The organism is Streptomyces sp. NPDC002787 (assembly GCF_053592095.1).
In genome coordinates this window covers 66023-91575 of the sequence record NZ_JBSFVC010000002.1, presented here as the reverse complement: position 1 = coordinate 91575, position 25553 = coordinate 66023, and the positions used below count along the sequence as shown (strand labels likewise).

At 71.9% G+C, this 25553-nt stretch carries 24 protein-coding genes; 10 read left to right on the top strand and 14 right to left on the bottom strand.

What is annotated here, in order from left to right:
• Positions 1-5: 5 nt before the first annotated feature.
• Both ACWD26_RS02630 and ACWD26_RS02625 read right to left on the bottom strand, forming a co-directional pair.
• A complete protein-coding gene (locus tag ACWD26_RS02630) occupies positions 6-749 on the bottom strand; it encodes a zinc ribbon domain-containing protein (protein WP_451265974.1) in 744 nt (247 codons plus the stop codon).
• A complete protein-coding gene (locus ACWD26_RS02625) occupies positions 746-1621 on the bottom strand; it encodes a Nif3-like dinuclear metal center hexameric protein (RefSeq protein WP_451265448.1) in 876 nt (291 codons plus the stop codon). The genes ACWD26_RS02630 and ACWD26_RS02625 overlap by 4 nt, the downstream gene beginning before the upstream one ends.
• Positions 1622-1816: 195 nt before the next feature.
• On the opposite strand from ACWD26_RS02625, the gene ACWD26_RS02620 reads away from it, so the two are divergent.
• Positions 1817-3433, top strand: a complete 1617-nt coding sequence (locus ACWD26_RS02620; protein WP_451265446.1) for a hypothetical protein — start codon at positions 1817-1819, stop codon at positions 3431-3433.
• A 131-nt stretch (positions 3434-3564) separates the two neighbouring features.
• Positions 3565-3729, top strand: coding sequence for a hypothetical protein (locus ACWD26_RS02615; RefSeq protein ID WP_451265444.1), 165 nt, complete (start codon positions 3565-3567; stop codon positions 3727-3729).
• 138 nt (positions 3730-3867) lie between these two features.
• On the opposite strand, the gene ACWD26_RS02610 is transcribed toward ACWD26_RS02615, so the two are convergent.
• The 3 genes from ACWD26_RS02610 to ACWD26_RS02600 all read right to left on the bottom strand — a co-directional run bounded on the left by ACWD26_RS02610 (position 3868) and on the right by ACWD26_RS02600 (position 6900).
• Positions 3868-4854: a 3-oxoacyl-ACP reductase gene (locus tag ACWD26_RS02610; RefSeq protein ID WP_451265442.1), complete on the bottom strand. Its 987-nt coding sequence runs from the start codon at positions 4852-4854 to the stop codon at positions 3868-3870.
• A gap of 35 nt (positions 4855-4889) precedes the next feature.
• A complete protein-coding gene (locus ACWD26_RS02605; RefSeq protein WP_451265440.1) occupies positions 4890-5966 on the bottom strand; it encodes a Zn-dependent alcohol dehydrogenase in 1077 nt (358 codons plus the stop codon).
• Positions 5967-6039: 73 nt separating this feature from the next.
• Positions 6040-6900, bottom strand: a complete 861-nt coding sequence (locus ACWD26_RS02600) for a MaoC/PaaZ C-terminal domain-containing protein (RefSeq protein WP_451265438.1) — start codon at positions 6898-6900, stop codon at positions 6040-6042.
• 305 nt (positions 6901-7205) lie between these two features.
• On the opposite strand from ACWD26_RS02600, the gene ACWD26_RS02595 reads away from it, so the two are divergent.
• Together ACWD26_RS02595 and ACWD26_RS02590 are read left to right on the top strand one after the other, a co-directional pair.
• On the top strand, positions 7206-8741 hold the full coding sequence (locus ACWD26_RS02595; RefSeq protein WP_451265436.1) for an MFS transporter: 1536 nt from the start codon (positions 7206-7208) through the stop codon (positions 8739-8741).
• A gap of 151 nt (positions 8742-8892) precedes the next feature.
• Positions 8893-9564: a class I SAM-dependent methyltransferase gene (locus ACWD26_RS02590; protein ID WP_451265434.1), complete on the top strand. Its 672-nt coding sequence runs from the start codon at positions 8893-8895 to the stop codon at positions 9562-9564.
• Positions 9565-9634: 70 nt separating this feature from the next.
• Here ACWD26_RS02590 and ACWD26_RS02585 read toward each other — a convergent pair whose 3' ends face one another.
• Together ACWD26_RS02585 and ACWD26_RS02580 are read right to left on the bottom strand one after the other, a co-directional pair.
• Complete coding sequence (locus tag ACWD26_RS02585; RefSeq protein WP_451265432.1) at positions 9635-11746, bottom strand: restriction endonuclease; 2112 nt, start codon at positions 11744-11746, stop codon at positions 9635-9637.
• A gap of 151 nt (positions 11747-11897) precedes the next feature.
• On the bottom strand, positions 11898-12596 hold the full coding sequence (locus tag ACWD26_RS02580) for a hypothetical protein (protein ID WP_451265430.1): 699 nt from the start codon (positions 12594-12596) through the stop codon (positions 11898-11900).
• Between the two features lie 156 nt (positions 12597-12752).
• Here ACWD26_RS02580 and ACWD26_RS02575 point away from each other — a divergent pair, with 156 nt between their 5' ends.
• From ACWD26_RS02575 to ACWD26_RS02560, 4 genes are all read left to right on the top strand, one after another.
• Positions 12753-13733 carry an N-acetylmuramoyl-L-alanine amidase gene (locus tag ACWD26_RS02575; protein ID WP_451265428.1) on the top strand — a complete coding sequence of 327 codons (981 nt, stop codon included), beginning with the start codon at positions 12753-12755 and terminating at the stop codon, positions 13731-13733.
• A 393-nt stretch (positions 13734-14126) separates the two neighbouring features.
• On the top strand, positions 14127-14960 hold the full coding sequence (locus ACWD26_RS02570) for a hypothetical protein (protein ID WP_451265426.1): 834 nt from the start codon (positions 14127-14129) through the stop codon (positions 14958-14960).
• A gap of 127 nt (positions 14961-15087) precedes the next feature.
• A complete protein-coding gene (locus tag ACWD26_RS02565; protein ID WP_451265424.1) occupies positions 15088-16098 on the top strand; it encodes an LLM class F420-dependent oxidoreductase in 1011 nt (336 codons plus the stop codon).
• Positions 16099-16162: 64 nt separating this feature from the next.
• Positions 16163-16450, top strand: coding sequence for a hypothetical protein (locus ACWD26_RS02560; RefSeq protein WP_451265422.1), 288 nt, complete (start codon positions 16163-16165; stop codon positions 16448-16450).
• Between the two features lie 167 nt (positions 16451-16617).
• Here ACWD26_RS02560 and ACWD26_RS02555 read toward each other — a convergent pair whose 3' ends face one another.
• The 3 genes from ACWD26_RS02555 to ACWD26_RS02545 are packed head-to-tail and all read right to left on the bottom strand — an operon-like array spanning position 16618 to position 19891.
• A complete protein-coding gene (locus tag ACWD26_RS02555; RefSeq protein ID WP_451265420.1) occupies positions 16618-17685 on the bottom strand; it encodes a prenyltransferase in 1068 nt (355 codons plus the stop codon).
• On the bottom strand, positions 17682-18482 hold the full coding sequence (locus ACWD26_RS02550) for a class I SAM-dependent methyltransferase (protein ID WP_451265418.1): 801 nt from the start codon (positions 18480-18482) through the stop codon (positions 17682-17684). The genes ACWD26_RS02555 and ACWD26_RS02550 overlap by 4 nt, the downstream gene beginning before the upstream one ends.
• Entirely contained in the window at positions 18476-19891 is a 1416-nt protein-coding gene (locus tag ACWD26_RS02545) for a glycosyltransferase family 4 protein (RefSeq protein ID WP_451265416.1), read from the bottom strand. Before ACWD26_RS02545 ends, ACWD26_RS02550 begins: the two co-directional genes overlap by 7 nt.
• A gap of 217 nt (positions 19892-20108) precedes the next feature.
• On the opposite strand from ACWD26_RS02545, the gene ACWD26_RS02540 reads away from it, so the two are divergent.
• Positions 20109-20747, top strand: a complete 639-nt coding sequence (locus tag ACWD26_RS02540) for a TetR family transcriptional regulator (protein WP_451265414.1) — start codon at positions 20109-20111, stop codon at positions 20745-20747.
• A 386-nt stretch (positions 20748-21133) separates the two neighbouring features.
• Here ACWD26_RS02540 and ACWD26_RS02535 read toward each other — a convergent pair whose 3' ends face one another.
• Complete coding sequence (locus ACWD26_RS02535; protein WP_451265412.1) at positions 21134-21370, bottom strand: ferredoxin; 237 nt, start codon at positions 21368-21370, stop codon at positions 21134-21136.
• Positions 21367-22857: an aldehyde dehydrogenase gene (locus ACWD26_RS02530; protein WP_451265410.1), complete on the bottom strand. Its 1491-nt coding sequence runs from the start codon at positions 22855-22857 to the stop codon at positions 21367-21369. The genes ACWD26_RS02535 and ACWD26_RS02530 overlap by 4 nt, the downstream gene beginning before the upstream one ends.
• 232 nt (positions 22858-23089) lie before the next feature.
• On the opposite strand from ACWD26_RS02530, the gene ACWD26_RS02525 reads away from it, so the two are divergent.
• Positions 23090-24118 (top strand): MBL fold metallo-hydrolase, encoded by a 1029-nt coding sequence (locus ACWD26_RS02525; RefSeq protein WP_451265408.1) that lies wholly within the window; start codon positions 23090-23092, stop codon positions 24116-24118.
• A gap of 116 nt (positions 24119-24234) precedes the next feature.
• Here ACWD26_RS02525 and ACWD26_RS02520 read toward each other — a convergent pair whose 3' ends face one another.
• Both ACWD26_RS02520 and ACWD26_RS02515 read right to left on the bottom strand, forming a co-directional pair.
• Positions 24235-24687, bottom strand: a complete 453-nt coding sequence (locus ACWD26_RS02520; RefSeq protein WP_451265406.1) for a peptidoglycan-binding protein — start codon at positions 24685-24687, stop codon at positions 24235-24237.
• Positions 24688-24810: 123 nt separating this feature from the next.
• Positions 24811-25284, bottom strand: a complete 474-nt coding sequence (locus tag ACWD26_RS02515) for an RICIN domain-containing protein (RefSeq protein ID WP_451265404.1) — start codon at positions 25282-25284, stop codon at positions 24811-24813.
• Positions 25285-25553: the final 269 nt, after the last annotated feature.

Genomic DNA, 25553 nt, shown 5'->3' with positions numbered 1-25553 from the left:
CGCCGCTACAGGCCCGACTCCGCCGTGCGCACCAGGATGCGGCCGCAGTTCTCGCAGCGCACGACCGTGTCGGCGGCGGCCTTGCGGATCTCGTTGATGTCGGTGATCGACAGCTCCTGGCGGCAGCCCTGGCAGGTGCGCTGGTACAGCTTGGCCGCGCCGATGCCGCCCTGCTGGTCGCGCAGCTTGTCGTAGAGCTTGAGGAGGTCCGCGGGGACCGCGGCCGCGATGACCTCGCGCTCCTTCGTCACCGTCGCCACCTCGCCGTCGATCTCGTCGAACGCGGCGTCCCGGCGGGCGGTCGCGTCGTCGACCTTGCCCTGGACCGCTCCGACCCGCTCGGTCAGCTCGGCGACCCGCTCCTGCACGGACTCCCGGCGCTCCATGACCTCCAGGACGATGTCCTCCAGATCACCCTGCCGCTTGGCGAGGGAGGCGATCTCGCGCTGGAGGTTCTCCAGGTCCTTCGGGGAGCTGACCGCGCCCGAGTCCAGGCGCTGCTGGTCACGGACGGCGCGCTGACGCACCTGGTCCACGTCCTGCTCGGCCTTGGTCTGCTCGCGGGCGGTGTCACTCTCCTCGGTCTGCGCGGCCACGAGCAGGTCGCGCAGCTGGGTGTGGTCCTTCGTCAGCGACTCGATCTCGGCGTGCTCGGGCAGCGACCTCCGCTTGTGCGCGAGCTGCTGCAGGCGTACGTCCAGGGCCTGGACGTCGAGGAGTCGGATCTGGTCGGCGGGCGCGGCGTTCAGTTGGGGGCTCCCAGTGGGTCAGAAGTGGTGGAGGGCGCCGCGTGGGCGGTCCAGGGGTCGGTGACCGTCTTGGAGACGTGGACGCGCAGTCCCCATCCCTCCCGGTCGGAGATCTCGTCGAGCTGGGCGGCCGCCAGCTCGCACCAGGGCCACTCGGTGGCCCAGTGCGCCGCGTCCAGCAGCGCGAGGGGGGTGGCGGTGGCTTCCGTGGTGCGGGCGACGGCCTCGGAGGCCGGGTGGTGGCGCAGGTCCGCGGTGAGGAAGGCGTCGACGCCGGCCGCGCGTACGTCGTCGAAGAGGCTGTCGCCGGAGCCGCCGCTGACGGCGACCGTGCGGACGAGCGCCTCGGGGTCGCCGGCGATCCGGATGCCCTGCGCGGTGGCGGGCAGCCGTTCGGCGGCCCGGGCGGCCAGTTCCCGCACCGTCAGCGGGTGGTCCAGCTCGCAGACGCGGCCGAGACCACGACGGCCGGCGGGGTCGGAGGGGTCCGGCACGAGGGGGCGTACGACCCGCAGGTCCAGGGCCCCCGCCAAAGCGTCGCTGACTCCGGGGTCGGCGGTGTCGGCGTTGGTGTGGGCGACGTGCAGCGCGATGTCGTTCTTGATGAGGGTGTGCACGACGTGGCCCTTGAACGTGGAGGCCGCCACCGTCGTCGTACCGCGCAGGTAGAGCGGATGGTGGGTGACCAGCAGGTCCGCGTCCAGCTTCACCGCTTCCTCGACGATCTCCCGGACCGGGTCGACGGCGAACAGCACCCGCCTGACCTCCTGGTCGGGGTCTCCGCAGACCGTGCCGACCGCGTCCCACCCCTCGGCCCTCTCGGGCGGCCAGAGGGCGTCGAGCGCGGCGATGACTTCAGACAGACGGGGCACGCACCACAGGCTACCTGCACCGCTCCCGTCCCCGACCTGCCGCGGGTCACTTGACCAGCCGACCCTCGGCCAGCACATCCGTCGCCGTTCCCTCAGGTGAATCAGGTGAGGAGCACCCTTATGTGTGAAGGGGGCGTGGGTTGCCTCACGTCTGTGCGTACGAAAACTAGCTTCGTCGCCGGAGGTGATCGAACGATGACGGCCTGTACACCCCCCTCACCCACGACGGGCCACGGGAACGAGACGGGACGGGAGAGCGACGAGAACGAAACCGGCGCGGGTAACGGCGGCAACGACCCCAAGGGCGGCGGTGACGACAGAGGCTTCAGCGAGGGCAGTGGCTTCGGCGAGGGCCGAGGCTTCAGCGACGGCAGCGGCTTCGGCGACGGCAGACGCTTCGGCGGCGGCTGGGGCGGGAGCGAAGGGGCCGCGGCGCCGCCCGGCTGTGTGATCACCGCCGACGGGACGTACGCGGCACGTCTCGCCCTCGACGGCGAGTCCTGGTTCCCCGAGCGCTGGACCCTGGACGGCCCCGAGCCGTACGCCGTGCCCCTGCCCGGCAACCAGCCGGAGGAGCCCGGCACCGAGGTGCTCCCCATGACCGACGGCCGGGTCCTCATCCACCGGCTGGCGGCCGGCCGGCATCTGTTCTCGCTCCTCTACCCGACGGGCCCCGGCACCGGCGAACTCCAGCTCGGCGGGGTCGAATGCGCCGACCCGGCGGCCGCGTTGCGGCTGCTGCCGCCCTCGCCGTGCGGGGAGCTGGCGTACGCCCTCGCCCTGGGCCGGAGCGCCACGACCGTGTGGCTGGTGGCGGGCGGCGCGTTCGGACCGGAGCTGCTGGCGCAGGTGCCGGGGCGGTGCTCGGGCGGGGTCTGGCTGGACGGGACGGGCCGGCTGCTCGCCCTGGACCAGGAGTTGGACGGCCGGACGAAGTCGGTGGTCGTCGATCTGGAGCAGGGCGGCGCGGTGTCGCCGCTGTTGCAGATCGCGGACGACAGCAACGACCGGCTGCTGCTCGCCGACCCCGACAGCGGACTGCTCCTGATCCGCTCCGACGCGCCCGGCCAGGACCGGCTCGGCTGGGGCGTGCTCGGCAGCACGCTGCCGGTCCGCTTCCCGGAGTGCCTGCGGGTTCCCGACGGCCACCGCATCACCCCCTTCGCCATCCAGCCGGGCCAGATCCTGACCCCCGAGAGCTGCGGGGTCGCGTTGCGCGTCGACGGCATGCGCGGCAGCTGGGTCGGCGTCTGGCGTCCGGCCGCACGGCGGATCCTCCATCTGCCCGCCCCCGAGGGCTGGTTGGCGGGGACCGGGCTGTGGAGCCGGGAGGGCGTGCTGCAACTGCCGTACAGCACGGGGGTGGTGCGGTGCGGGGTGGCTCGGGTGGGGGTGCGTTGGGGGGAGGAGGCGGAGGAGTCCCGGGAGGGGGGCATGGAGGGGGGCCGCCGAGAGGTTGCGCGGGCAACGGGTCCGAACTGCGCCGGGGCGCCGGTCGTGGAGGCCGGGAGGGGCTCGCCCGGGTCCGAACCGGCGGTCGGGCATCCGGCGGGCGGGCAGCCGCCGGGCGGCGGACCGCCGGGCGGCGGAGCGCCGGGCGGCGGAGCGCCGGGCGGCGGAGCGCCGGGCGGCGGAGCGCCGGGCGGCGGAGCGCCGGGCGGCGAACCGTCGGATGTGGACCTGTCCGGCACCGGTGCGGCGGGGGCGGGTCCTGCCGGGGCGGAGCCGTCCGCACCCGTCGTCGCCCGGCCCGTGCCGTTGCAGCAGGCGCCGTTGGAGGGGCGCGTGCCGGAGGAGGTGACCGTCGGGTGAAGGCGGTGTGCGGAGTGCGGGCGAAGTGGACGCGGCGGGGCCGACACGCCCTTGAGCGCCTTCGGGCCGTGCGCGAACGCCCGATAAAATTACCCCCTGGTAAGAAGATCATTCGACGGGGAACACTTCCAATGAGCGACGCGCACAGCACACAGCCGCCCACCGCCAACCCCCACGAGGTGGAAGGCCACGGCAGGCACCGAGGGCAGATCTCGGCCCACGAAGCCGAGAAGGCGACCCCTCGGGGGCGCCACCGCAAGCCGGCCGAGCACACGGAGTCGACGGCGTCCGCCTGAACGGCGGCACGAGTCCCCTCCGAAGGCCTCTGGAGAAACGTCAATGCGACACCAGAGCGGGTCATCGCTTTGACGCCCGGCCCCGCCCGTCATCGACGGGCGGGGCCGTTCGCGTTGTGGGCACGGGGTCCGCGCCGCTCACGGGGCCGCCCTCGAGCCGTGCCGCAGCCCCAGCACCTCCGCCGCCGCGAACGTCTCCCCCTCCGGCCGGTCGACGTAGTACGGCGTGAGCAGGCCGTCGAGTTCGTCGTACGTGAAGGCGTCCTGCTTGGTGTCGAACTGGGCCCGTACTCGCGGTCGTTCGACGATCGCGACCATGCCGCCGTGGACGACGAAGAGCTGGCCGTTGACCTGGGCGGCGGCGGGCGAGGCCAGGTAGCCGACGAGGGGGGCGACATGTTCGGGGGCGAGCGGGTCGAGGGCGCCGCTTCCGTGGGAACCGGCGCCGTCGCCCTCCACCCGGCCCGGCAGTCCCGCGAAGACGTCCTCGGTCATCCGGGTCCGGGCGCGCGGGCAGATGACGTTCGCGGTGACGCCGTACTTGGCGAGCGCGAGGGCCGTGGAGGTGGTCAGCCCGACGATTCCGCCCTTCGCGGCGGCGTAGTTGGGCTGGCCGGCCGATCCGGCGAGGAAGGCCTCCGAGGAGGTGTTGACGACGCGCCCGTACACCGGTCCGCCGTCGCCCGACTTCGCCCGGGTGCGCCAGTGGGCGGAGGCGAAACGGGTCGTGTTGAAGTGCCCCTTGAGATGCACCCGGATCACCGAGTCCCACTCGTCCTCGGACATGGAGAAGACCATGCGGTCGCGCAGGATGCCGGCGTTGTTGACGAGGATGTCCAGCTTGCCGAACTCGGCGACCGCCAACTCGACGAGTTCCCGGGCCTGTTGGTGATCGGACACGTCCCCGGTGTGGGCCACCGCACGGCCGCCCGCCGCCCGGATCGACGCCGCGACCTCCTCGGCGGGGCCGGTGGACACCTCACCGGAGCCGTCCCGTCCCGGCCGGCCGTAGTCGTTGACGACGACGGCCGCGCCCAGCCGGGCCAGCTCCAGCGCCTCGGCCCGGCCGAGCCCGCGCCCCGCGCCGGTGACGATGGCGGACAGTCCTTCGAGTGGCCATGCCATTCCCGAGCCCCTCTCCTCTCGCACCCTGGCGGTGGTCAGATCTCGATGCAGGTCCGCAGTGCCACCCCGGTCCGCATCTGGTCCAGCGCCTCGTTGATGTCCGAGAGTGCCACCCGGTGGGTGATCAGGCCCGCGAGGTCGATACGGCCGGCCCGCCAGAGGGCGATGGCCCGCTCGTAGGAGCGCAGGACGTCTCCCCCGCCGTACATGGAGGGCAGGATCCGCTTCTCGTCGAAGAACAGCTCGAACATGCTGAGCTGGAGGAAGTCGTCCAGCGCGCCCGCGCCGACGACGACCAGTGTGCCGCCGCGCCGGGTGGCCTCGTACGCGGTGCGGGCGGTGGACGAGCGGCCGACGACCTCGAAGACGTAGTCGAAGCCCTCGCCGGCGGTGACGGACTGCTTCGCGTCGGCCAGTTCCTCCGGTGAGATCGCTTGGGTGGCGCCGAACCTGAGCGCCGCCTCCCGCCGCGAGACCACGGGGTCGACGGCGACGATCTCGGCGGCGCCCTTGAGCCGGGCGCCCTGGATCGCGGAGATGCCGACGCCCCCGCAGCCGATGACGGCGACCGACGAACCGGCCTCCACATCGGCGGTGTTGAGGGCCGCGCCGAGCCCGGTGGTGACGCCGCAGCCGATGAGGGCGCCGATGTCGAAGGGCACGTCGTCCGGTATCGGCACGGCGCAGCCGGCGTCGACGACGACCTCCTCGGCGAAGGTGCCGGTGCCCGCGAAGCCGAAGACGTCCCCGGCGGGCCGCCTGAAGTTGGGCGTACCGGCGTTCAGGAACCCGGCGAGACAGAGCTGGGTCTGGCCGCGCTTGCAGGCCGGGCAGTTGCCGCAGGCCGGGAGCCAGCACACGACCACCCGGTCGCCGGGCTTCAAGTCCTGTACGCCTTCCCCGACTTCGACTATCTCGCCGGCGCCCTCGTGCCCGGGGACGAACGGTCCGGGCTGCGGCAGCACCCCGGCCATCGCGGACAGGTCCGAGTGGCACAGTCCGGTGGCCCGCACCCGGATCCTCACCCTGCCCGGCCCGAAGCCCACCGCCTCGACGTCGTCGAGCACGTCCAGCTTGTCCTGACCGATCTCGTGCAGTACGGCTGCGCGCATGGTGCGACCCCTCCCGGGAGTACCTGTCCCCTACGGTTGTCCTGAGCCGCTCGTCACGGCTGTACCGAGCTGCTCATGCGTGCTCGACGACGGTGTCCGCCAGCACCGGCGCGTCGTCCCGCTCGACCGCCGTCACCGTCACCCGCACCGAGCGCTCGTCCGCCTGCCACATCCGGATGCGGAGGGTCTCGCCCGGGAAGACGACTCCCGCGAAGCGCGTCCCGTACGAGCGGACGCTGCCGACGTCCCCGCCGAGCACCGTGTCCACCACGGCCTTCAGCGTCATCCCGTACGTGCACAGCCCGTGCAGGATCGGCCGGTCGAACCCGGCGCGCGCGGCGAACTCCGGGTCCGCGTGCAACGGGTTCCAGTCGCCGGAGAGCCGGTAGAGCAGCGCCTGGTCCTCGCGGACCACCCGCTCGACCTCCTTGTCGGGTGCGGTGGCCGGCGGTTCCTGCCGCGCGGACGGCCCGCGCTCACCGCCCCAGCCGCCCTCTCCCCGTACGAAGATCTGCGCCTCGTTCACCCACAGCGGCCCCTCGGCGTCGGCCACCTCGGTCCGCATCACCAGGACGGCCGCCTTGCCCTTGTCGTACACCGCCGCCACGCGCGAGGTCGCCGTCGCCCGCCCCTCGGCCGGGATCGGCCGGCGCAGCTCGACGCGCTGGCCGCCGTGGAGGACCTTGGCGAGGTCCACGTCGACGCCGGGTGCGTTCAGGCCGCCGATGACGTCCGGCGAGCCCGCCCCCGCGACGGTCGCGAAGCTCGGCAGGACGTGCAGCCGGGACTCCAGCGTGTAGCGCAGCTCGTCGGGGTCGGTCGCGGGGATGCCGGCGCCGATCCCGAGGTGGTAGAGCAGCACGTCCTTGCGGCTCCACACGATCTCGGCGGAACGGGGCTCGGCCGCGAGGGCCTTGGCGGCGTCGATGGGCATGGGGCTCCTGTGCCGTGGGTGGCTGGTGGCGGTGGATCGGGTCGGGGAACCTCGGCACGACCGTCCGCACCAGCGGTCGCACCGAGGTCGTCACGGGGACCTGGAACCCACCCGTCTAGAACGCGTTCCAGTCCGGCGACCCTCTGTATAGCCGAGCCGCACGCACATGTGAAGGCTCCTGACGGCACGTCACTTTCCCAAGGACGGGTCAAGCTTTCGTTAGTCACTCAAAACAACGGAATAGTTGCCCAGGCGCACGAGGTTCAGATGGCACGCACTCTCACCCGGCCAGGAGGCCCCGCTCCATGACGCAGCCGCACACACCGACACCGAACGACCGGCCGATCACGAGGGCGGCCGGACCGGTCGGCTCGAACCGGGCGATCGTCCCGGTGCTGGCCTTCGCGGGAATCGTCGTCGCGGTGATGCAGACCCTGCTGGTCCCGGTGATCAAGGACCTCCCGCAGCTGCTGGACACCTCCCCCAGCAACGCCACCTGGGTCCTGACCTCGACCCTGCTCTCCGGCGCCGTGGCCACCCCGATCATGGGCCGGCTCGGCGACCTCTACGGCAAGCGCCGCATGCTGCTCGCCAGCCTCGCCGTGATGGTGGTCGGCGCGCTGATCAGCGGTTTCACCAGCGCGCTCGTCCCCATGATCGTCGGCCGTACCCTCCAGGGCTTCTCCATGGGCGTGATCCCGCTGGGCATCGGCCTGATGCGTGACGAGCTGCCCCGGGAACGCCTCGGCTCCGCCATGGCCCTGATGAGCTCGTCCATAGGCGTCGGCGGCGGACTCGCGCTGCCGCTCGCCGCCGCGGTCGCGCAGAACACCGACTGGCACGTCCTCTTCTTCGGCGCCGCCGGCCTCGGCGTCCTCTCGATGGTCCTCACCCTCGTCGCCGTACCGGAGACGAGGACCCGCGCGGAGGGCACCTTCGACCACCTCGGCGCACTCGGTCTCTCCCTCGGCCTGGTCCTCTTCCTTCTCCCCATCACCAAGGGCAGCGACTGGGGCTGGACCTCCGCGACCACGCTCGGGCTGTTCGCCGCGTCGGCGGTGGTCCTGCTCCTCTGGGGCCTCCTGGAACTGCGCGTCCCCGCGCCCCTGGTGGACCTGCGCACCACCGCCCGCCGCGAGGTGCTCCTCACCAACCTCGCCTCGATCATGGTCGGCGTCTCCTTCTACGTCATCTCGCTCGTCCTGCCCCAGCTCCTCCAACTCCCCTCGTCCACCGGCTACGGCCTCGGCCAGTCGATGGTCGTCGCGGGCCTGTGCGTGGCCCCCCTCGGTCTGACGATGATGTTCACGGCACCGGTCTACGCCCGGATCTCCGCCCAGTACGGGCCCAAGACCACCCTCATCCTCGGCCTGCTGATCATCGCGGTCGGCTACGGCGCCGGCCTCGGCCTGATGAGCGCCGCCTGGCAGACCGTGGTCGTGTCGGTCGTCATCGGCACGGGCATCGGCCTCGCCTACTCCTCGCTCCCGGCACTGATCGTCGGCGCCGTGGACCCCTCCGAGACGGGCGCCGCGAACGGCCTCAACAGCCTCATGCGCTCCATCGGTACGTCCGTGTCGAGCGCCGTCATCGGCATGGTGCTGGCCAACACCGCGCACCACGTCGGTGGCGTCGCGGTCCCCACCATGCACGGCTTCCGCGTCTCCTTCCTGATCGCCACGGCCGCGGTCACCGTCGGCCTCCTCCTGGCCGTGTTCCTGCCGGGCCGCCGTCCGGCCCCCGGCCCGACCCTGCGGGCGAGCAGCGAGACCGACGCCGGCGGCCGCACCGGCAAGGAGGGCACGGCGGCCGTCGAACGCCCGACCGAGCGGGTGTCCTGAGGCCCCTGCCGCGGGCGACCTGCCGCGGCCGCCGGCCACGCACGTGACAGCATGGGGCGACCCCGGTCGACAGCATGGGACGCCCCCGGTGACGTACGGGCGGAGCTCCCTCGCGTCACCCACCAGCGCGTACGACAAGCACGGAGGACCCATGTCCGCGGCCCCCACCCCGGCGAACCCGGCTCCCGAGCCGGAGGTTCTCGCCGCCTTCGAGTCGGCCAAGGGGTTCATGCCCGTGGGTGAGGGGCTGGCCCTGTACGCGGCGGCGGTGGAGGCGGGGCGGCTGGGGCTGCCGTTGCTGGAGGTCGGGACGTACTGCGGCCGGTCCACGATCCTGCTGGCCGACGCGGCGCGTGCGGCGGGGGTCACGGCGATCACGGTCGACCACCACCGGGGCAGCGAGGAGCAGCAGCCGGGCTGGGAGTACCACGACGAGTCCACGGTCGACCCCGAGGTCGGCCGGATGGACACGCTCCCCACGTTCCGGCGCACCCTCCACCAGGCCGGACTGGAGGACCACGTCGTCGCGGTGGTCGGCCGTTCCCCGCAGGTAGCCGCCTTCTGGGGCACGCCGCTCGGCCTCGTCTTCGTCGACGGCGGTCACACGGACGAGCACGCCACCGCCGACTACGAGGGCTGGGCCCCGCATGTGGCCCCCGGCGGTCTCCTCGTCATCCACGACGTCTTCCCCGACCCCGTCGACGAGTTCACCGGCCAGGCCCCGTACCGCGTCTACCTCAGGGCGCTGGAGTCCGGCGCCTTCACGGAGGTCTCGGCGACGGACTCCCTGCGGGTGCTGCGGCGGACGGGGACCGGGGTCTGACCCGCGCCGCCCCGGGCATCCGACCTGCCCCACCCTGGGCATCTCACCTGCACCGCCCGGGGCATGTCCGCTACGCCACCTCGATGCCGTAGTCCTGGACCAGTTCCTCCAGGCCTCCGCCGTAGCCCTTGCCGCCGAGGACGAAGTCCCAGTCGCCGTTGGCTCGGCGGCGGAAGGAGCCGAGGGTCAGTGCCGTCTCGCCGGTGCGGCCGTCGGAGACCTCCAGGCGGCCCTGTTCGGCACGGGAGGGGTCCAGGAGGCGGATGTGGGCGTCGGTGAAGCCGGAGAGATCGGCGTCGGGGTTCACGGCCGGGTCGATCGCGGCCACGAGGACGAGGCGGTCGGCGGTGTCCGGCAGTGCGTCGAAGGAGACCTGGATCGCGGCCTTGTCGGGCGCGGTCGGGGGGACGGCGCGGACCGTGCCGTCGGGGGTGCGCAGGTTGTTGTAGAACACGAAGTGGTCGTCGCTGAGGACCCGGTCCCCGTGGCAGACGAGCGCGCAGACATCCAGGGCGACGCCGCCGGTCCAGGACATGCCGAGCACACTGTGGTCGACATGGTCCGGGGCCGCGCCGGTCCGGGCGTCGTCCGGTGAGGTCCGCTGGGCGGGGAGGGCGGGAGAGGCGGGGGCGGGGCGCTCGCCCGTGCCCAGGCGTCCACGGAGCCCGTGCCGGTGGAGCAGGTCGACGAGTTCGCGCCCGGAGACGAGTTCCAGTGGTTTGCCGTGGGCGAAGGTGTGGGAGCCGGGACCGAACTTGGACGTGGTCACCAGGACGCCTTTGTTGGCGCCGGCGTCCTGGACAGTGCCGTACAGATCGCGGACGGCGGTGGGCGGGACGGTGTTGCGGTAGCGCTTGACCTGTACGACGATCTTGCCGCCCCGGATCGGGGTCGGGTCGAGGGCGTCGACGTCCACGCCGCCGTCGTTGGAGCGCTGGGTCGTCACCGCCTGCATGCCCATCGCCCGGAAGAGCTCCGCGACGAGCTGCTCGAAGGCGAGGGGGTCCATCTCCAGCAGGTCGGGGTCCTCGTCGCCGCCGTGGGTGACGACGCCGTTGCCCACGTCGTCGGGCCTGCGGCCGGTCCGCACGGGGGTGCGCTGGTCCGGGCGGGACGACAACTGCCCCCGGAGCCCGTCCGTCAGACAGTCGACGGCGCTCACCTGCTCCAGATGCAGCCCGGTGAACACCGACCGGGAGGTCGTCACGGTCGCCAGGAAGATCTGGGCCCGGCGTCCGGTCGCCGGATCGTGGTCGTCCACGAACCCGTTCAGGACCACCGACTCCAGGGCGCCGAACTCGTCGGCGGCGAAGAGGTCGTGCAGCACCAGCAGGACGCACTGCGCGAGGACGTCCCGGTACAGCGCCCGCCGCTGGGTGACCGGACGCGGTCGCTCCTTGTCCTGGTCGACGCTCGGCATGTAGTGGACGGTCTTCACCTCGGGGACGATGTCGTACCGGGGCAGCTCCCAGTCCAGGACCAGTTGCCGGGCCGCCGAGTCGTACGCGGCGGACACGCCCCGGGGGAAACCGTCGGGCCAGGCGGCCGAGGCGTAGAGGGCGGCGGAGAAGTAGTCGACCGCGGCTTCCGGGTCGCCGCCCCGCAGCGCCGTCGCCATCTCCGCGAGCCCGGCGTTGTGCCGGCGGATCTCCGCCCGCTGTCCTTCGGCCCACTGCTCGTACTGCCGCCGGTACTGCTCCAGTTGGTGCTGCCGCTGCGCCTCGGCGGCCTGGGCGGCGTGCCAGTCGTGCTCGAACCGGGCGCGCGCCTCGGCCTGGGCCTGCGCGCGGCGCTGGGCGGTCCAACCGCCTTGCGCCTGGTAGTGGTTGGGGTCCGGCATGGGTACGGGCTGGGCGAGCGGCCCTGGCGAGAACGGCTCCAGCCGTTCGGGACGGGTCAGGGAGGCCGCCCGGAACGCGGAGGCCCGGCACCCGGCGACCAGCAGGCCCTCCAACGCCGCGACGCGCGCGTCGAGTTCCTCCGTACGCCGTCGCGCCTCCGCCTCCCTCTGCTGCCGGTACGCCGCCTGCTGCTCCCGCTGGCTGCGCGCCAAGTCCCGCTGGTACGCGCGCTGTTGCCGCTCGTACTCCCGCTGCTGCCGCGCCCGCGCCTCCGCCTGGCGCTGCTGCTGGCGTTGTGCCTCGGCCCAGATCCCGGCCAACCCGTTGGAGCGACGACTCATGCGCTACAGGCCCTCCCACCAGGGCTCCACGCACCGCACGACGAAGCCCTGCCCCACAACCAGACGTAACCGCACGACTCTACCTTGCGACAGCGCGTACGCCCACCGCTGGTCAGCGGCCTGCCCGGCGGTCACGCGTTTTGCCGGACCGCTAGCCCACGTACCGGACGAGCAGGTAGACGGCGGCCGCCACGACGGCGATCACGGCTGCAACTGCAGGGACGTAGGCCCGTTTGGACAGGGGTGGTTCCGGTGGGGGCGTCGCGCGCTGTGAGGGCACGGCCCCGGAGGGGCTTCCGCTGAAGAGGGGAGGGGGCAGGGGGCCGACGATGGGTGCCACCGGGGTCTGCCAGTGGGCCTCTTCGCCGGTGGCCGCGGCCTGGGGCTGGAGTTGGCCCGTCGCCAGGCGGCGCCAGCGGCTGCCGGAGCTGTCCGTGAACTCGACGGAGCAGAGGAGGGGCGAGGGCGGTGAGCCGGCGGCGGAGGTCATCGGGAGGTGGGCCGTGAGCACACCTCCGGCGGGCAGGATGTCACGGCCGTCGAGGCGTACGCCGTCGTAGTGGACGGCCAGCTGGACGAGGGGCTGGTTGCTGGTGTTGACCGCTTCGAGGCGCCACCGCTCGTACCCCTCCGCGAGCGCCGAGGGGCTGCTGACCATCGCCACGTGCAGCATCGACGACTGGATCAGCCGCTCCCGCTGATCGGCCTCGCGCTCCCGGGCCTCGATACGGCGTTCCCGCTCCGCCAGCCGCCCGGCCTGACGGACGTTGTGCCGGTGCCCGGCGATGCTCACGACAAGCGCCGACGCCCCCACCACAGCCCCGAGAACCGCGATCACCACCTCCAGCATGCCCGTACTCTGACCCGCCGGACGACCGGCAGTCCAGTCCAGTCCTGCCCCGGCACCGAGACCCGGCAGGAGCGCCCCTTCAGGGGCGCTGGGCACCGCCCCCACTCCTGAGGAGGGGTGCGCCCGGCGCGTGGTCGGCCCCGTATCGTGGCAGCCGTGTCGTACGTAGGCCCGGACTTCGATCCGCCCCAGCCCCGCCGTTCCGCCCTCCGCCGTCCGCTGAGCGTGGCGGTGGCCGCGATCGTGGTGGGGGCGGTGACCGGGTGGGGCGTCTGGCAGGCCGTCGGGGATTCCGGCGGCGGGGACGACGGGTCGGGCAGCGCAGCGGTCCCGCAGACCCGGTCGGCGACCACTCCCCCGGCGACCGGAGCCCCCTCCGGTGACAACGGCGACGACGCCGACGACGGTGGCGACGGCAAGAAGGCGAGCCCCTCCGGCTCCGCCTCCGCGCCCGCCGCCACCGGCGCCCTCAAGGGCAAGGTCGTCGTGATCGACCCGGGCCACAATCCGGGCAACTTCCAGCACACCGACGAGATCAACCGCAAGGTGGACATCGGGACGGGCTCGAAGGAGTGCGACACGACGGGGACGACCACCAACGACGGCCACACGGAAGCCAGGTTCACCCTGGACGTCGCACGGCGGCTGCGGACGCTCCTCGAACGGCAGGGCGCCACCGTCGAGTTCACCCAGGAAGACGACCGGCCGTGGGGGCCGTGCATCGACGAGCGGGCACGCATCGGCAACGAGGCGAAGGCGGACGCGGTGGTGTCGATCCACGCGGACGGCTCGGGGGCCGGCAACCGCGGCTTCCATGTGATCCTGCCGGGCTCGGTGAACGACGGCGCCGCCGACACCCGGCCCATCGTCGCCCCCTCCCGCGACCTCGGCGAGCGCATCGCCGGCTACTTCGTCCGCGCCACCGGCAGCGCCCCCTCCAACTACGTCGGCGACGGCACCGGCATCGTCACCCGCACCGACCTCGGCGGCCTCAACCTCTCGACCGTCCCCAAGGTGTTCATCGAGTGCGGCAACATGCGCGACAGCAAGGACGCGGCCCTGCTCATGAGCGGCGACTGGCGGCAGAAGGCGGCCCGCGGAATCTCGGACGGCATCACGAGCTTCCTCGAAGAATGAACAACTCTCCTCTTCCGTGAACCCTCCGGCCGCTTAAGGGCCCTTACCGAAGTGCGACGGAACGACGTTCGCGCGGTCTCAATCTGTCAACGGTTCCGCCCCTGTTCACCGAATGCCCCGGGATGCGCGATATCCATGACGCGGCACTGTTGACCAGCGGTGCCTGGCGGCAGAAAGCGGCGCAGGGGAACTCTGAGGGAATCGTGAGTTTCCTGCGTGGGTAGCGGGCGGGTCGTGATCATCGAGATGATCCCGGCGGACACCCAAGTCGGTCGGACGATAGGGTCGTCCCTACGATGAGGGGCCACCCCCGCGCTTCCCACCACGGCCTGACGGCGACATGGTGACGGCGACGCCTCCACCGACGACGAGACGACTGACGAAGGACCTGAAGTGAATATCCGCTCCCTCACCAGAGGCGACGGCGTCGTGATCGGAGCAGCGGTATTGCTGTTCATCGCGTCGTTCCTCGACACGTTCGACGGCTCCGGCGACGACATCCCCAATGCCTGGGACAACCTCGGCTTGGTGATGAGCATGTACGTCGCCGGCATCGTCGGTGCGGTGCTGATCGTCCTCGCCCGTGCGCTGCCGCAGCCGCCCAAGGTCATCGGCCTCGACGTCGGCCAGCTCGGGGTGGCGCTGACCATCTTCGCCGCGTGGACCGCGTTCTGGTCGATCATCGACCCGTTCGGCGCGATGGAGGAACTGCTGGGCGCCTTCGGAGGCTCGGAGCCCGACTCCGGCGCCGGTCTCATCCTCGGTCTGATCGCCGCCCTGCTCCTGGCCGCCGCCGCCATCGCCACCCCCCTCGTCCCCGCCCTCAAGGCCGCGCTCGTCGGCGCCCCGCGTCCGGCCGCCCCGCAGCCGTACGGCGCCCAGCCGCCCGGTGGTTACGGCTACCCGGGCGCCGGTGCGCAGCAGCCCCCGTTCGGCGCGAGCCAGCCGCAGCCCGGGCAGCCGGGGCCGGGTGCGCCGTTCGGTGGTGCTCCGCAGCAGCAGGCCGCGGCCCCGCAGCCGCCGGCGGCCGACTTCTCGCCGTTCTGGTTCGCGGTGCCGGTGGCCCGTCCGCTGTTCGCGGAGGACGGTTCGCAGTCGACGATCGCCGAACTGGCCCCGGGCACCTGGTACCTGGCGGTCGAGCAGCGCGGCCCCAACCTGGTGGCCCAGACCCAGGACGGCCGCCGTGGTGTCCTCCAGGACACCAGCGGCATCCAGCGCGGCTGACCACCCCGCCGCAGGACCGCCCCACAACCCGCCGTACGACCGGCCCCTCGCTCTTCCGGGCGGGGGGCCGTTGTCGTACAGTCGCCTCCCGCTCCGTTGAGCTGACGCACCGTCAGGAGGCAGGCGTATGCGGCTCGGTCTGGCACTCGGTTACTGGGGGCGCGGCCCCTCGGCGGACCATGTACCGCTCGCGCAGGAGGCGGAGCGGCTCGGCTACGACTCGGTGTGGACCGCCGAATCCTGGGGATCGGACGCCTTCACACCGCTCACCTGGATCGCGGCGCAGACCTCAAGGATCAAGCTGGGTACGGCGGTTGCCCAGATGGCCGCCCGGTCGCCCACCACCACCGCGATGCACGCCCTGACCCTGGACCATCTCTCCGGCGGACGCGCCCTCCTCGGTCTCGGGCTCTCCGGGCCGCAGGTCGTCGAGGGCTGGTACGGGCGGCCGTTCCCGAAGTCCCCGCTCACCGCGACCAGGGAGTACGTCGACGTCGTACGCCAAGTCCTCAGGCGCGAGGCCCCCGTCGAGCTGGACGGCCGCTTCCACCCCCTCCCGTACGACGGGCCGGACGGCACCGGCATCGGCAAGGCGCTGAAGTCCATCACCCACCCCCTCCGCGCCGACCTGCCCGTCCTGCTCGGCGCCGAGGGGCCGAGCAACATCGCGCAGACGGCCCGGATCGCGGACGGCTGGCTGCCGTTGTACTGGTCGCCGACGCGGACCGATGTCTACGAGGCGTCGCTGACCGGCATCTCCGACGGCTTCCTCATCGCGCCCATGGCCCGGGCCAAGGTCTGCGACGACGTCGCCGAAGGGCTGCTGCCCGTGAAGGCGATGCTCGGCTTCTACATCGGCGGCATGGGGCACGCCAGGCGCAACTTCCACGCCGACCTCATGGCCCGCATGGGCTACGAGGAGGAGGCCCGGCACATCCAGCGTCTCTTCCTCGACGGGCGGCGCGAGGAAGCCGTACTCGCCGTACCGGACGCCTTCGCCGACGAGATCTCGCTCGTCGGCCCGCGCGAACGCATCGCGGAGCGGCTGGAGTTGTGGCGGAAGGGGCCGGTGACCGACCTGCTGGTGCTCGCGCCGGATCCGGAGACGTTGCGGGTGCTGGCGGAGCTCAACTCGTAAGCATGTCCCGTCTGTCGGGAGCCCCTTGAGGTTTCAGCGAAGCGCGGCGGGCTACCCGTACGGCATGTCTCGATATAGCGGCTCCAACCAGGCGGGCCGGATCATAGCGATCGTCGCCGACATCATGGCCTTCATCCTCGGCCTGTGGATCCTGATGTACCTTCTGGACGCCAACGGCACGAACGACTTCGTGCAGTTCGTCCATGACGCGGCCCGCTGGCTCGCGGGCTGGTCCCACGACCTGTTCACCTTCGACGAGCAGTGGGCGAGGGTGGTGGCCGGGTACGGCCTGGCGGCCGTCGTCTATCTGTTTGTGGGGCATGCGATCGCCAACCGGATGCATCGCCACTGAATGCTCCGCGGGAGAGCCGAACGCGCCGAAGAGCTCGGGAGGCTGAGGCTGTGAGGCGAGTGCGGGTGGTGTGCGGTTGCTCGGGCGGTTCCCCGCGCCCCTGAAAAGCACGGGTCACCCCCTGCTTTCAAGGGCAGCCCCCACTCAGCCGCACGTGCCCCCTCGGCTCAACAGCACTCCGCGTCCAGCCCGCGCGGCAGGCGCTCCCCGCCGAAGACCGCGCACGTCGCCTCGTCGCCGCCCAGCGCGGCCACGGCGAGCAGCAGGGAACCGGCCGTCCAGGAGGTCAGTTCCTCGGGCCAGACGGCCTGGTCGTCGTAGACGTAACCCGTCCAGTACAGGCCCGAGTCGGGGTCGCGGAGGTGCTGGATGGACTGGAGGATCTCCAGGGCGCGGTCGGACTCGCCCATCGCCCAGAGCGCCAGGGCGAGTTCGGCGGACTCGCCGCCGGTCACCCAGGGGTTGGGGACCACGCAGCGGACACCGAAGCCGGGGACGACGAAGCGGTCCCAGCCCTCCTCCACGCGGGACTTGGCCTCGGCGCCGGTGAGCGCGCCGCCGAGCACCGGGTAGTACCAGTCCATCGAGTAGCGGTCCTTGTCGAGGAACCGCTCGGGGTGCCGGCGTATCGCGTGCCGCAGCGCGCCGACCGCCAACTCCCAGTCGGGCTGCGGCTCTTCGCGCTGCTCGGCGATGGCGAGCGCGCAGCGCAGCGCGTGGTGGACGGAGGAGCTGCCGGTGAGCAGCGCGTCGGCCGTGGGCGTGCCGTCGTCGTCGCGGCGCCAGCCGATCTGGCCGCCGGGCTGCTGAAGCCGGAGCACGAACTCCACGGCCGCGTAGACGGCCGGCCACATGCGGTCCAGGAAGGTGTCGTCGCCGGTGGCCAGGTAGTGGTGCCAGACGCCGACGGCTATGTACGCGACGAAGTTGGTCTCACGGCCCCGGTCGGTGACGTCGTCGGCGTCCCCGTCGGCGTACGCCGCGTACCAGGAGCCGTCCTCGTTCTGGTGCCGGCGCAGCCACTCGTAGGCGCGCTCGGCGGCCTCGTGCTCTCCTGCCGCGTCCAGGGCCATGGCGGCCTCGGTGTGGTCCCACGGGTCGAGGTGGTGCCCCCGGAACCAGGGGATCGCGCCGTCCTCCCGCTGTACGGCGAGGAGGCCCCGCACGGTCGCGGCGGCCTGCTCGGCGGTGAGGACCCCGGGCAGGACCAGGTGTTCTGTCCGGGGCGTGGTCACTTGGCGGCCGCCCCGGCCTTGGTCCCGGCTTCCTCGGAGGTCCTGGCTTCCTCGGAGGTCCCGGATTCTTCGGGGATCCAGGGAAGGTGCGGCTTGGTCGCGTACGCCACGAAGCTCTTGCCGATCAGCGGGTTCAGCGCCTGCTCGGCGATCCGGGTGGCCAGTGGCTTCTTCATGATGTCCCAGACCAGCAGCTGGTGGTACGCCCGCACGGGCAGCGCCTTGTCGTTGTCGACGCCGAACGCGCACTTCAGCCACCAGTACGGGGAGTGCAGCGCGTGGGCGTGGTGGGTGCCGTACGGCTTGAGGCCCGCCTCGCGGATCTTCGCGAGCAGCTCGTCCGCCTTGTAGATGCGGATGTGGCCGCCCTCGACCTCGTGGTACGCGTCGGACAGCGTCCAGCAGACCTTCTCGGGGCCGTAGCGCGGGACGGTGATGGCTATGCGGCCGCCGGGCTTCAACACCCGGACCATCTCGGCGAGTACGCCCTTGTCGTCGGGGATGTGCTCCATCACCTCGGAGATGATGACGACGTCGAAGGACTCGTCGGGGAAGGGCAGCGCGAGGGCGTCGCCCTCCATGGCGGTGGCGGTCGCGCCCTCGGGGGCCTCCCCGGCCTCCTTCATCGCCGCGAACCACTTGGCGACCTCGCGGATCTCCTCGCCGTTCTGGTCGAGGGCCACGACCTGGGCGCCGCGCCGGTAGCACTCGAAGGCGTGCCGGCCCGCTCCACAGCCGAGATCCAGGACACGGTCCCCCGGGGCGAGCGGGAACCGGGAGAAGTCGACGGTCAGCACGTGGCCCTGCTTTCGCGGTTGGCGCTTTCGCGGTTTGCTTCAACTACTTCTTCGACGGCTCGGTCCGCCACCGGTGCGGCGGAGCGGCCCCCGTCCCGGGCGATCGCCTCGCGGTAGTGGGCCACCGTGCCCTCGGCGGCCCTGGCCCAGGTGAACCGCTGCAGGACCCGTTCGCGTCCCGCGCGGCCGAGCCGCTGCCGGAGGTCCGGGTCGCCGAGGAGCCGGCTGATCCCGGTGGCCAGGGCGCCCGGGTCGCCGGGAGGCACCGCGAGGCAGGTCTCGCCGTCGGGTCCGGCGACCTCCGGTATGGCTCCGCCGGTGGTGGCGACCAGCGGCGTACCGGTGGCCATGGCCTCGGCGGCGGGCAGCGAGAACCCCTCGTACAGCGAGGGCACGCAGGCGACCTCGGCCGAGCGGACCAGGTCGACCAGTTCGGCGTCGGAGATGCCCTTGACGAACTCGACGGCGCCTTCGAGGCCGTACCGCTCGACGGCCTGGGCGACCGGGCCCTCGGTGGGCCGCTTGCCGACGACGACGAGATGGGCGGCCGGGTGCTCGGTGCGCACCTTGGCGAGCGCCTCGACGAGGAAGACGAGCCCCTTGAGCGGGACGTCCGCGCTGGAGGTGGTGACGATGCGGCCGGGGACCTGGGCCACGGCCGGATTCGGCGAGAAGAGGTCGGTGTCGGCGCCGATGTGCACGACGTGCATACGGTCGTCGCGTACGCCGAGGTGGTCGACGATCTCCTGGCGGGAGGTGCCGGAGACGGTGAGCACGGACGGCAGTCGCCGCGCGACCCTCTTCTGCATGCGGGTGAAGGCGTACCAGCGGCGCACGGACATCCGCCGCTGCCACCCCTCGGCCGCGTCCAGCTCCAACTGCCGGTCGACGGTGATGGGGTGGTGGATGGTGGTGACGAGCGGGGCGCCCACCTCGCCCAACAGCCCGTACCCGAGCGTCTGGTTGTCGTGGACGACGTCGAACTCGCCGCGCCGCGTGCGCAGATGGCGGCGGGCGCGGAGCGAGAAGGTCAGCGGTTCCGGGAAGCCGCCGGTCCACATCGTCGCCACTTCGAGGGCGTCGATCCAGTCGCGGTACTCGCCGCGCTCGGGGGTGCGGAAGGGGTCGGGCTGCCGGTAGAGGTCGAGGCTGGGCAGCTCGGTGAGGGAGAGCCGGCCCGGGCCGTCGACGGGTACGGCGTCCTCGTCGAGCACGGGGTACGGCTGGGAGCCGATCACCTCGACCCGGTGGCCGAGGCGCGCGAGCTCACGCGAGAGGTGCCGTACGTACACGCCCTGGCCCCCGCAGAACGGGTTCCCTTTATAGGTGAGGAGCGCGATATTGAGCGGTCGCTCGCCGTCCGCGGCGAGGTCATGTCGGGACCCCGCCTGACTGGCCTCAGCGGTCACTCCTGGCCCCCTTCTCACTGCGATTTCCCGTGAGATTACGACGAGACGGTAATCTAGAACAAGTTTCAGAGTTGATCGTTCAAGAGGCTCTGAATCTACCGGCTGGTAGTACCGCTGTGAGAGATGGATCAGGTGATTCACGCCACGGCCGACGCCCTGGCATGCTATTTGATCGCATACCCTCACCGACCGTCACGACTGTCACGGAACGAGACCCATGCCTGCGGAAGTCAAGGTGGAAGCCGGCGCCGTACGACCGGACTCGCCGCCCCTCACGGAGCGGCAGGAGGCCCGTCGGCGCCGCATCCTGCACGCGAGCGCCCAGCTGGCCAGCCGGGGCGGTTTCGACGCCGTACAGATGCGTGAGGTCGCCGAGTCCTCGCAGGTCGCCCTCGGCACGCTCTACCGCTACTTCCCCTCCAAGATCCATCTGCTGGTCGCCACCATGCAGGCCCAGCTGGAGCACATGCACGGCACGCTCCGGAAGAAACCGCCGTCCGGCGAGACGGCGGCCGAGCGCGTCGCCGAGACCCTCATGCGTGCCTTCCGCGCCCTGCAGCGCGAGCCCCACCTCGCCGACGCCATGGTCCGCGCGCTCACCTTCGCCGATCGCAGCGTCAGCCCCGAGGTCGATCAGGTCTCCCACCAGACCACCGCGATCATCCTCGACGCGATGGGCTTGGAGCACCCCACCCCGGAGCAGCTGTCGGCGGTCCGCGTCATCGAGCACACCTGGCACTCGGCGCTGATCACCTGGCTCTCCGGCCGCGCCTCCATCGCCCAGGTGAAGATCGACATCGAGACGGTCTGCCGCCTGATCGACCTGACGGCGCCGGAGCGGCGGAAGAAGGCATAGCGGAAGCAGGCATAAAAAGACCTACGAGACGGGTTCCCTGCGCCGGTATTACCCGGATCAGGTGCTGGGGGTCGCCATCAGGTCCTGTCCTGCTACCTTCCGGCCTCTCAGCCCGACCGTCGACGTCGGCACCGGCGGATCTGCTACCTCTCGCCCATGTCGGCTACTCCGGTCGGCTCCCTCACTCGTCTCGTAGGCTGTTTTCTACGATAGAACACCCACACGGGAATGCAACCCCCTAAAGGGGATTTTTCTGGCATATCGGGCGAGCAGGGCCTCCCCGCAGCGCCGGCCGCCGGTCACGGGGACGTTCACGACGCGGCCGCGCGTCGGGCAGAGGTCGGCGGCGCGCTGCCGCTCCTCGGCGTCCCAGGCCGCGTAAGCCCCTACTCCTCCGGCGGGAACACCGGCTCCCCGCTCCCCGGCAGGGTGATCGTGATCGCCTCCACCGGGCAGCCCTCCGCCGCCTTCAGGATGCGTTCGTTGGCGTCGGTCTCGAGGGCCGTGGGGTGGGACTGCATGGCGGTGTCGAGGCGGAAGGCGTCCGGGGCGAGGTGCGTGCACTGGGCGGAGCCGATGCAAAGGGCGCGGTCGACCTCCACCCGCCAGCGGTCGCCCGTCATCCGACGCCCTTCCCCGCGACGACGCCGGCGGGCGGCTCGTAGCCGGCGGGCAGGTGGATCATCTTGTACTCCAGGTACTCGCCATAGCCCTCGGGGCCGAACTCCCGCCCCAGGCCGGAGTTCTTGTAGCCGCCGAAGGGGCCGAGCATGTCGAGGCTGAAGGTGTTGACGGAGTAGGTGCCGGTGCGGACCTGGCGGGCGATGTCGACGCCGCGCTCGTCGTCGGCGGTCCAGACGCTGCCGCTGAGGCCGTAGTCGGAGTCGTTGGCGATCTTGACGGCCTCGGCCTCGTCGCCGTACGGCAGGAGGCAGATCACCGGGCCGAAGATCTCCTCGCGGGCGACGCGCATGGAGTTGTCGACGTCGCCGAAGAGGGTGGGCTCCACGTACCAGCCGCGGTCGAGGCCGGGCGGGCGGCCGCCACCGGTGAGGATCTTGGCGCCTTCCTCCTGGCCGATCCGTATGTAGTCGAGGCTGCGGCGCTGCTGGCGCTGGGCGACGAGGGGGCCGAGTTCGGTGGCCGGGTCGAGGGGGTCGCCGACCTTCAGCGCGCAGGCGGCGGCCGTGAAGGCCTCGGCGAACTCGTCGTAGCGCGAGCGCGGGACGAGGATGCGGGTCTGGGCGACGCACGCCTGGCCGTTGATCATCCAGGCGAAGGGGGCGATGCCGTTGACGGCGGTCTGGGCGTCCGCGTCGGGGAGGATCACGGCCGCCGACTTGCCGCCCAGCTCCAGCGTGACGCGGGTGAGGTTGCGGGCGGCGACCTCCATGACGCGTTTGCCGGCGGCGACCGAGCCGGTGAAGGAGACCTTGTCGACGCCCGGGTGTCCGACCAGGTACTCGCTGACCTCGCGGTCGGCGGGGAGGATCGAGAGAACCCCTTCGGGCAGGCCGGCCTCGGTGGCGATCTCCGCCAACAGGTAGGCGTCGAGCGGGGTTTCGGGCGAGACCTTCAGGATCGCCGGGCAGCCGGCGAGCAGGGCGGGGGCGAGTTTGGCGGCGGCGGTGAACTGCGGGACGTTCCAGGGGACGACCGCCGCGACCACCCCGACCGGCTCGCGCCGGACCAGGATCTTGCCGAGCACGCCGTCCCGCCGTTCCTCGTACGTGAAGTCGCGGGCCGTCGTGATCGCCGCGTCCCACGCCATCATCGAGGCGAGCGCCTGCACCATCACGCTGGAGGTGAACGGGGTGCCGTTCTCGGAGCTGATGATCCGGGCGAACTCCTCGTGCCGCACGGCGAAGGCGTCCTTGATCCGTGCGACGACCTCGATCCGCTCGTCGAGGGTCATGCGCGGCCAGGGCCCGTGGTCGAAGGCCTGGCGCGCGGCGGCCACGGCCCGGTCGACGTCCGCGCGTGAGGCGTGCGGGACGCGGCCGATGACCTCCTCGGTGTGGGGCGAGACCACCTCGATGACGTCCGTGCCCTGGGGGTCGGTCAACTCCCCGCCGATGAACAGCTGTCCGTGTTCCACGAGCTCGGTCATGGCCGACTGCCTCCCGGGACCAGTTCTCTGACGCTCCATCAGATAGGGAACTGATACCAGTTCCACTCGGAGGAGTCCACGGAACGGACGTCAGGCCGTCCGCCCTGTGCGGGTTCACGGCGTCTCACAGCGCTTCAGGGCGCTTCACGACACTCACACCGCCCCTGGTGGAACCCGTTCTAGTTATAGTGGCCGCAGCGTGGCGATCGGGGCATCGACGACAGGGGAGCTCATGACACACGTGACCGACCACGGCGGAGGCGTACGGTCAGTCAAGGTCCCCATCCCGGACAATCCACTCGGCCACACGCTCGTGTACGTCGTGGACACCGACCGCGGACCGGTGCTGATCGACACGGGCTGGGACGACCCGGCGTCGTGGGACACGCTCGCGGCGGGACTGACCGCGTGCGGTACGTCGGTCGCGGAGATCCACGGTGTCGTCATCACCCATCACCACCCCGACCACCACGGCCTGTCGGGCGCGGTGCGCGAGGCGTCCGGGGCGTGGATCGCGATGCACGCGGCCGACACGGCGATCGTACGGCGCACCCGCGGGACCGGCCCGGACCGCTGGTTCTCGTACATGACGGACAAGCTCACGGCCGCGGGCGCTCCCGAGGAACACCTCGCTCCCCTGCGCGCCCCTCGCCGCCCGCGCGCCCTGCCCGGCTTCTCCCCCGCGTTGCCCGACCGCGAGATCGTCCCCGGCGAACTCCTCGACCTGGCCGGCCGCCGCGTCCGCGCGATCTGGACCCCGGGCCACACTCCCGGCCACGTCTGCCTCCACCTGGAGGAGGCCCATCCCGCCCAACTCCCGGGCTACGGACGGCTGTTCTCCGGCGACCATCTCCTCCCCGAGATCAGCCCGCACATCGGCCTGTACGAGGATCCCGACGACGACACGGTCACCGACCCCCTCGGCGACTACCTCGACTCCCTGGAACGCGTCGGCCGCCTCGGCCCCGCCGAGGTGCTGCCGGCCCACCAGTACGCGTTCACCGACACCGCCGCGCGCGTACGGGAGTTGCTGGCCCACCACGAGTCCCGCCTCACCGGTCTGCTCACCCTCCTCGCCGAGCCCCTCACCCCCTGGCAACTCGCCGAGCGCATGGAGTGGAACCGCCCCTGGCCCCAGATCCCCTTCTCCTCCCGCACCATCGCCGTCTCGGAGGCGGAGGCCCACCTGCGACGACTGGTGAAGCTGGGGCGCGCGGAGGCGGTGGCGGGGAGCGAGCCGGTCACGTATGTGGCGGTGTGAGGAGACGGGACCGCCCGCCGCCCGCCGCCCGCCTCCCGCACCCTCGGCGCGCTGTGTTCGGCGAGGGCACGGGCGCGGGCACGGCAGGGTTGTCGCTCAGGAACCGGCCACCCGGATCAGGGCCAGATGCCCTCGGCGAACGCCTTGAAGGCGGCCTGGGTCCCCTCCCCGGCGATTCCGTCGATCGGCCCGGTGTAGCCCCAGTGCCGCAGCAGGCGTTGCAGCGCGCTGATCGTGCCGCCGCCGACGACGCCGTCGATCTCGCCGGTATAGCCCCAGTTCCGGAGGTTGCGCTGGAACGCCATCCAGCTGTGGGTGCCCAGCAGCCCGTCGATCGCGCCGGTGTACCCCCAGTACCTGGCCAGCCAGCGCTGGACGTCCTGGGCCTGCGCCGTGCTCAGGCCCAGGTTGACCACCGCGAGGGGGGCGACGGCCTCGGAGTTCACCGCCGGTTTCGCGGCCGGCGCGGACGCGGCGAAGCCGGCACCCGCCCCCGCCAGACTCCCGGCGGCGATCCCGACGACGGCGGTGACACTGACGAGCGACCTCGCCACGACGTTCGACCGCATCCGATTCCCCGCTCCCCTTCGCTTCCGCGCTTCTCGCTTCTCCGTTCCCATCCGCTTCCCCGTTTCCATTCGCTTCTCCGTTCGTATTCGTTTCACCGCGCGCATTGGCTTCCCCTCGGTGTCTCAGGACCAGCTCTGGTTCACGACCTTGGGGTCCGTCGCCGCCCAGCACGTCCAGGTACGGAGCCCCGCGCTGCTGTCGTCCGCGCAGCGGCCGGTGCCCCGGTTCTTGAACTGGATGGCGCCGCCTCCAAGGGAGATCACCTGCCACTGCTGGGTCGTGCCGCCGTGGCACCCCACGGTGCGGAACCCACGGTCGCTGTCGTCCAGACAACGGCCCGTGCCGGCGCTCTTCAGCTCGCGGTAGCCACCGATGGGGCGCGGGGTCCACTGCTGGGTCGTATTGAAGTGGCACCCCACGGCGCGCAGCCCGAAGTCACTGTCATCCATACAGCGACTCGTGGCCTTGTTCTTGTACGTCTCCGTGGCAAGCACGGTGACCCCTCCCACGTCCGCCGCCGCGGCCTGCGTGCCCAGCGCGCCGCTCAGCGCGAGCGCGCCGCCTGCCGCCGCGAGGACCAGCCTGTTTCGCCTCATCGCGATTCGTCCTTCCCGAAGTCCTTGCCCTGTGCGGCCTTCAGGTCTAGCGGCCCGGATGTTGTTCGCGTTCGGTCGCCGGCGTCCGAACAAACAACCCCTGGAAAACACGACGACGCCCCGCCAACCACGACATGCGGGATCGGGGCCAATCGGCCCGATGTGCCGTACGTCGTGCGCGCGGGAATCCGCCGAGTCTCGCGATGTCGTGGGAGTACTCGCGCGGGCAGGGCACGACCGTCTCCCGCCGCTGGACGATCGGGCGCGGC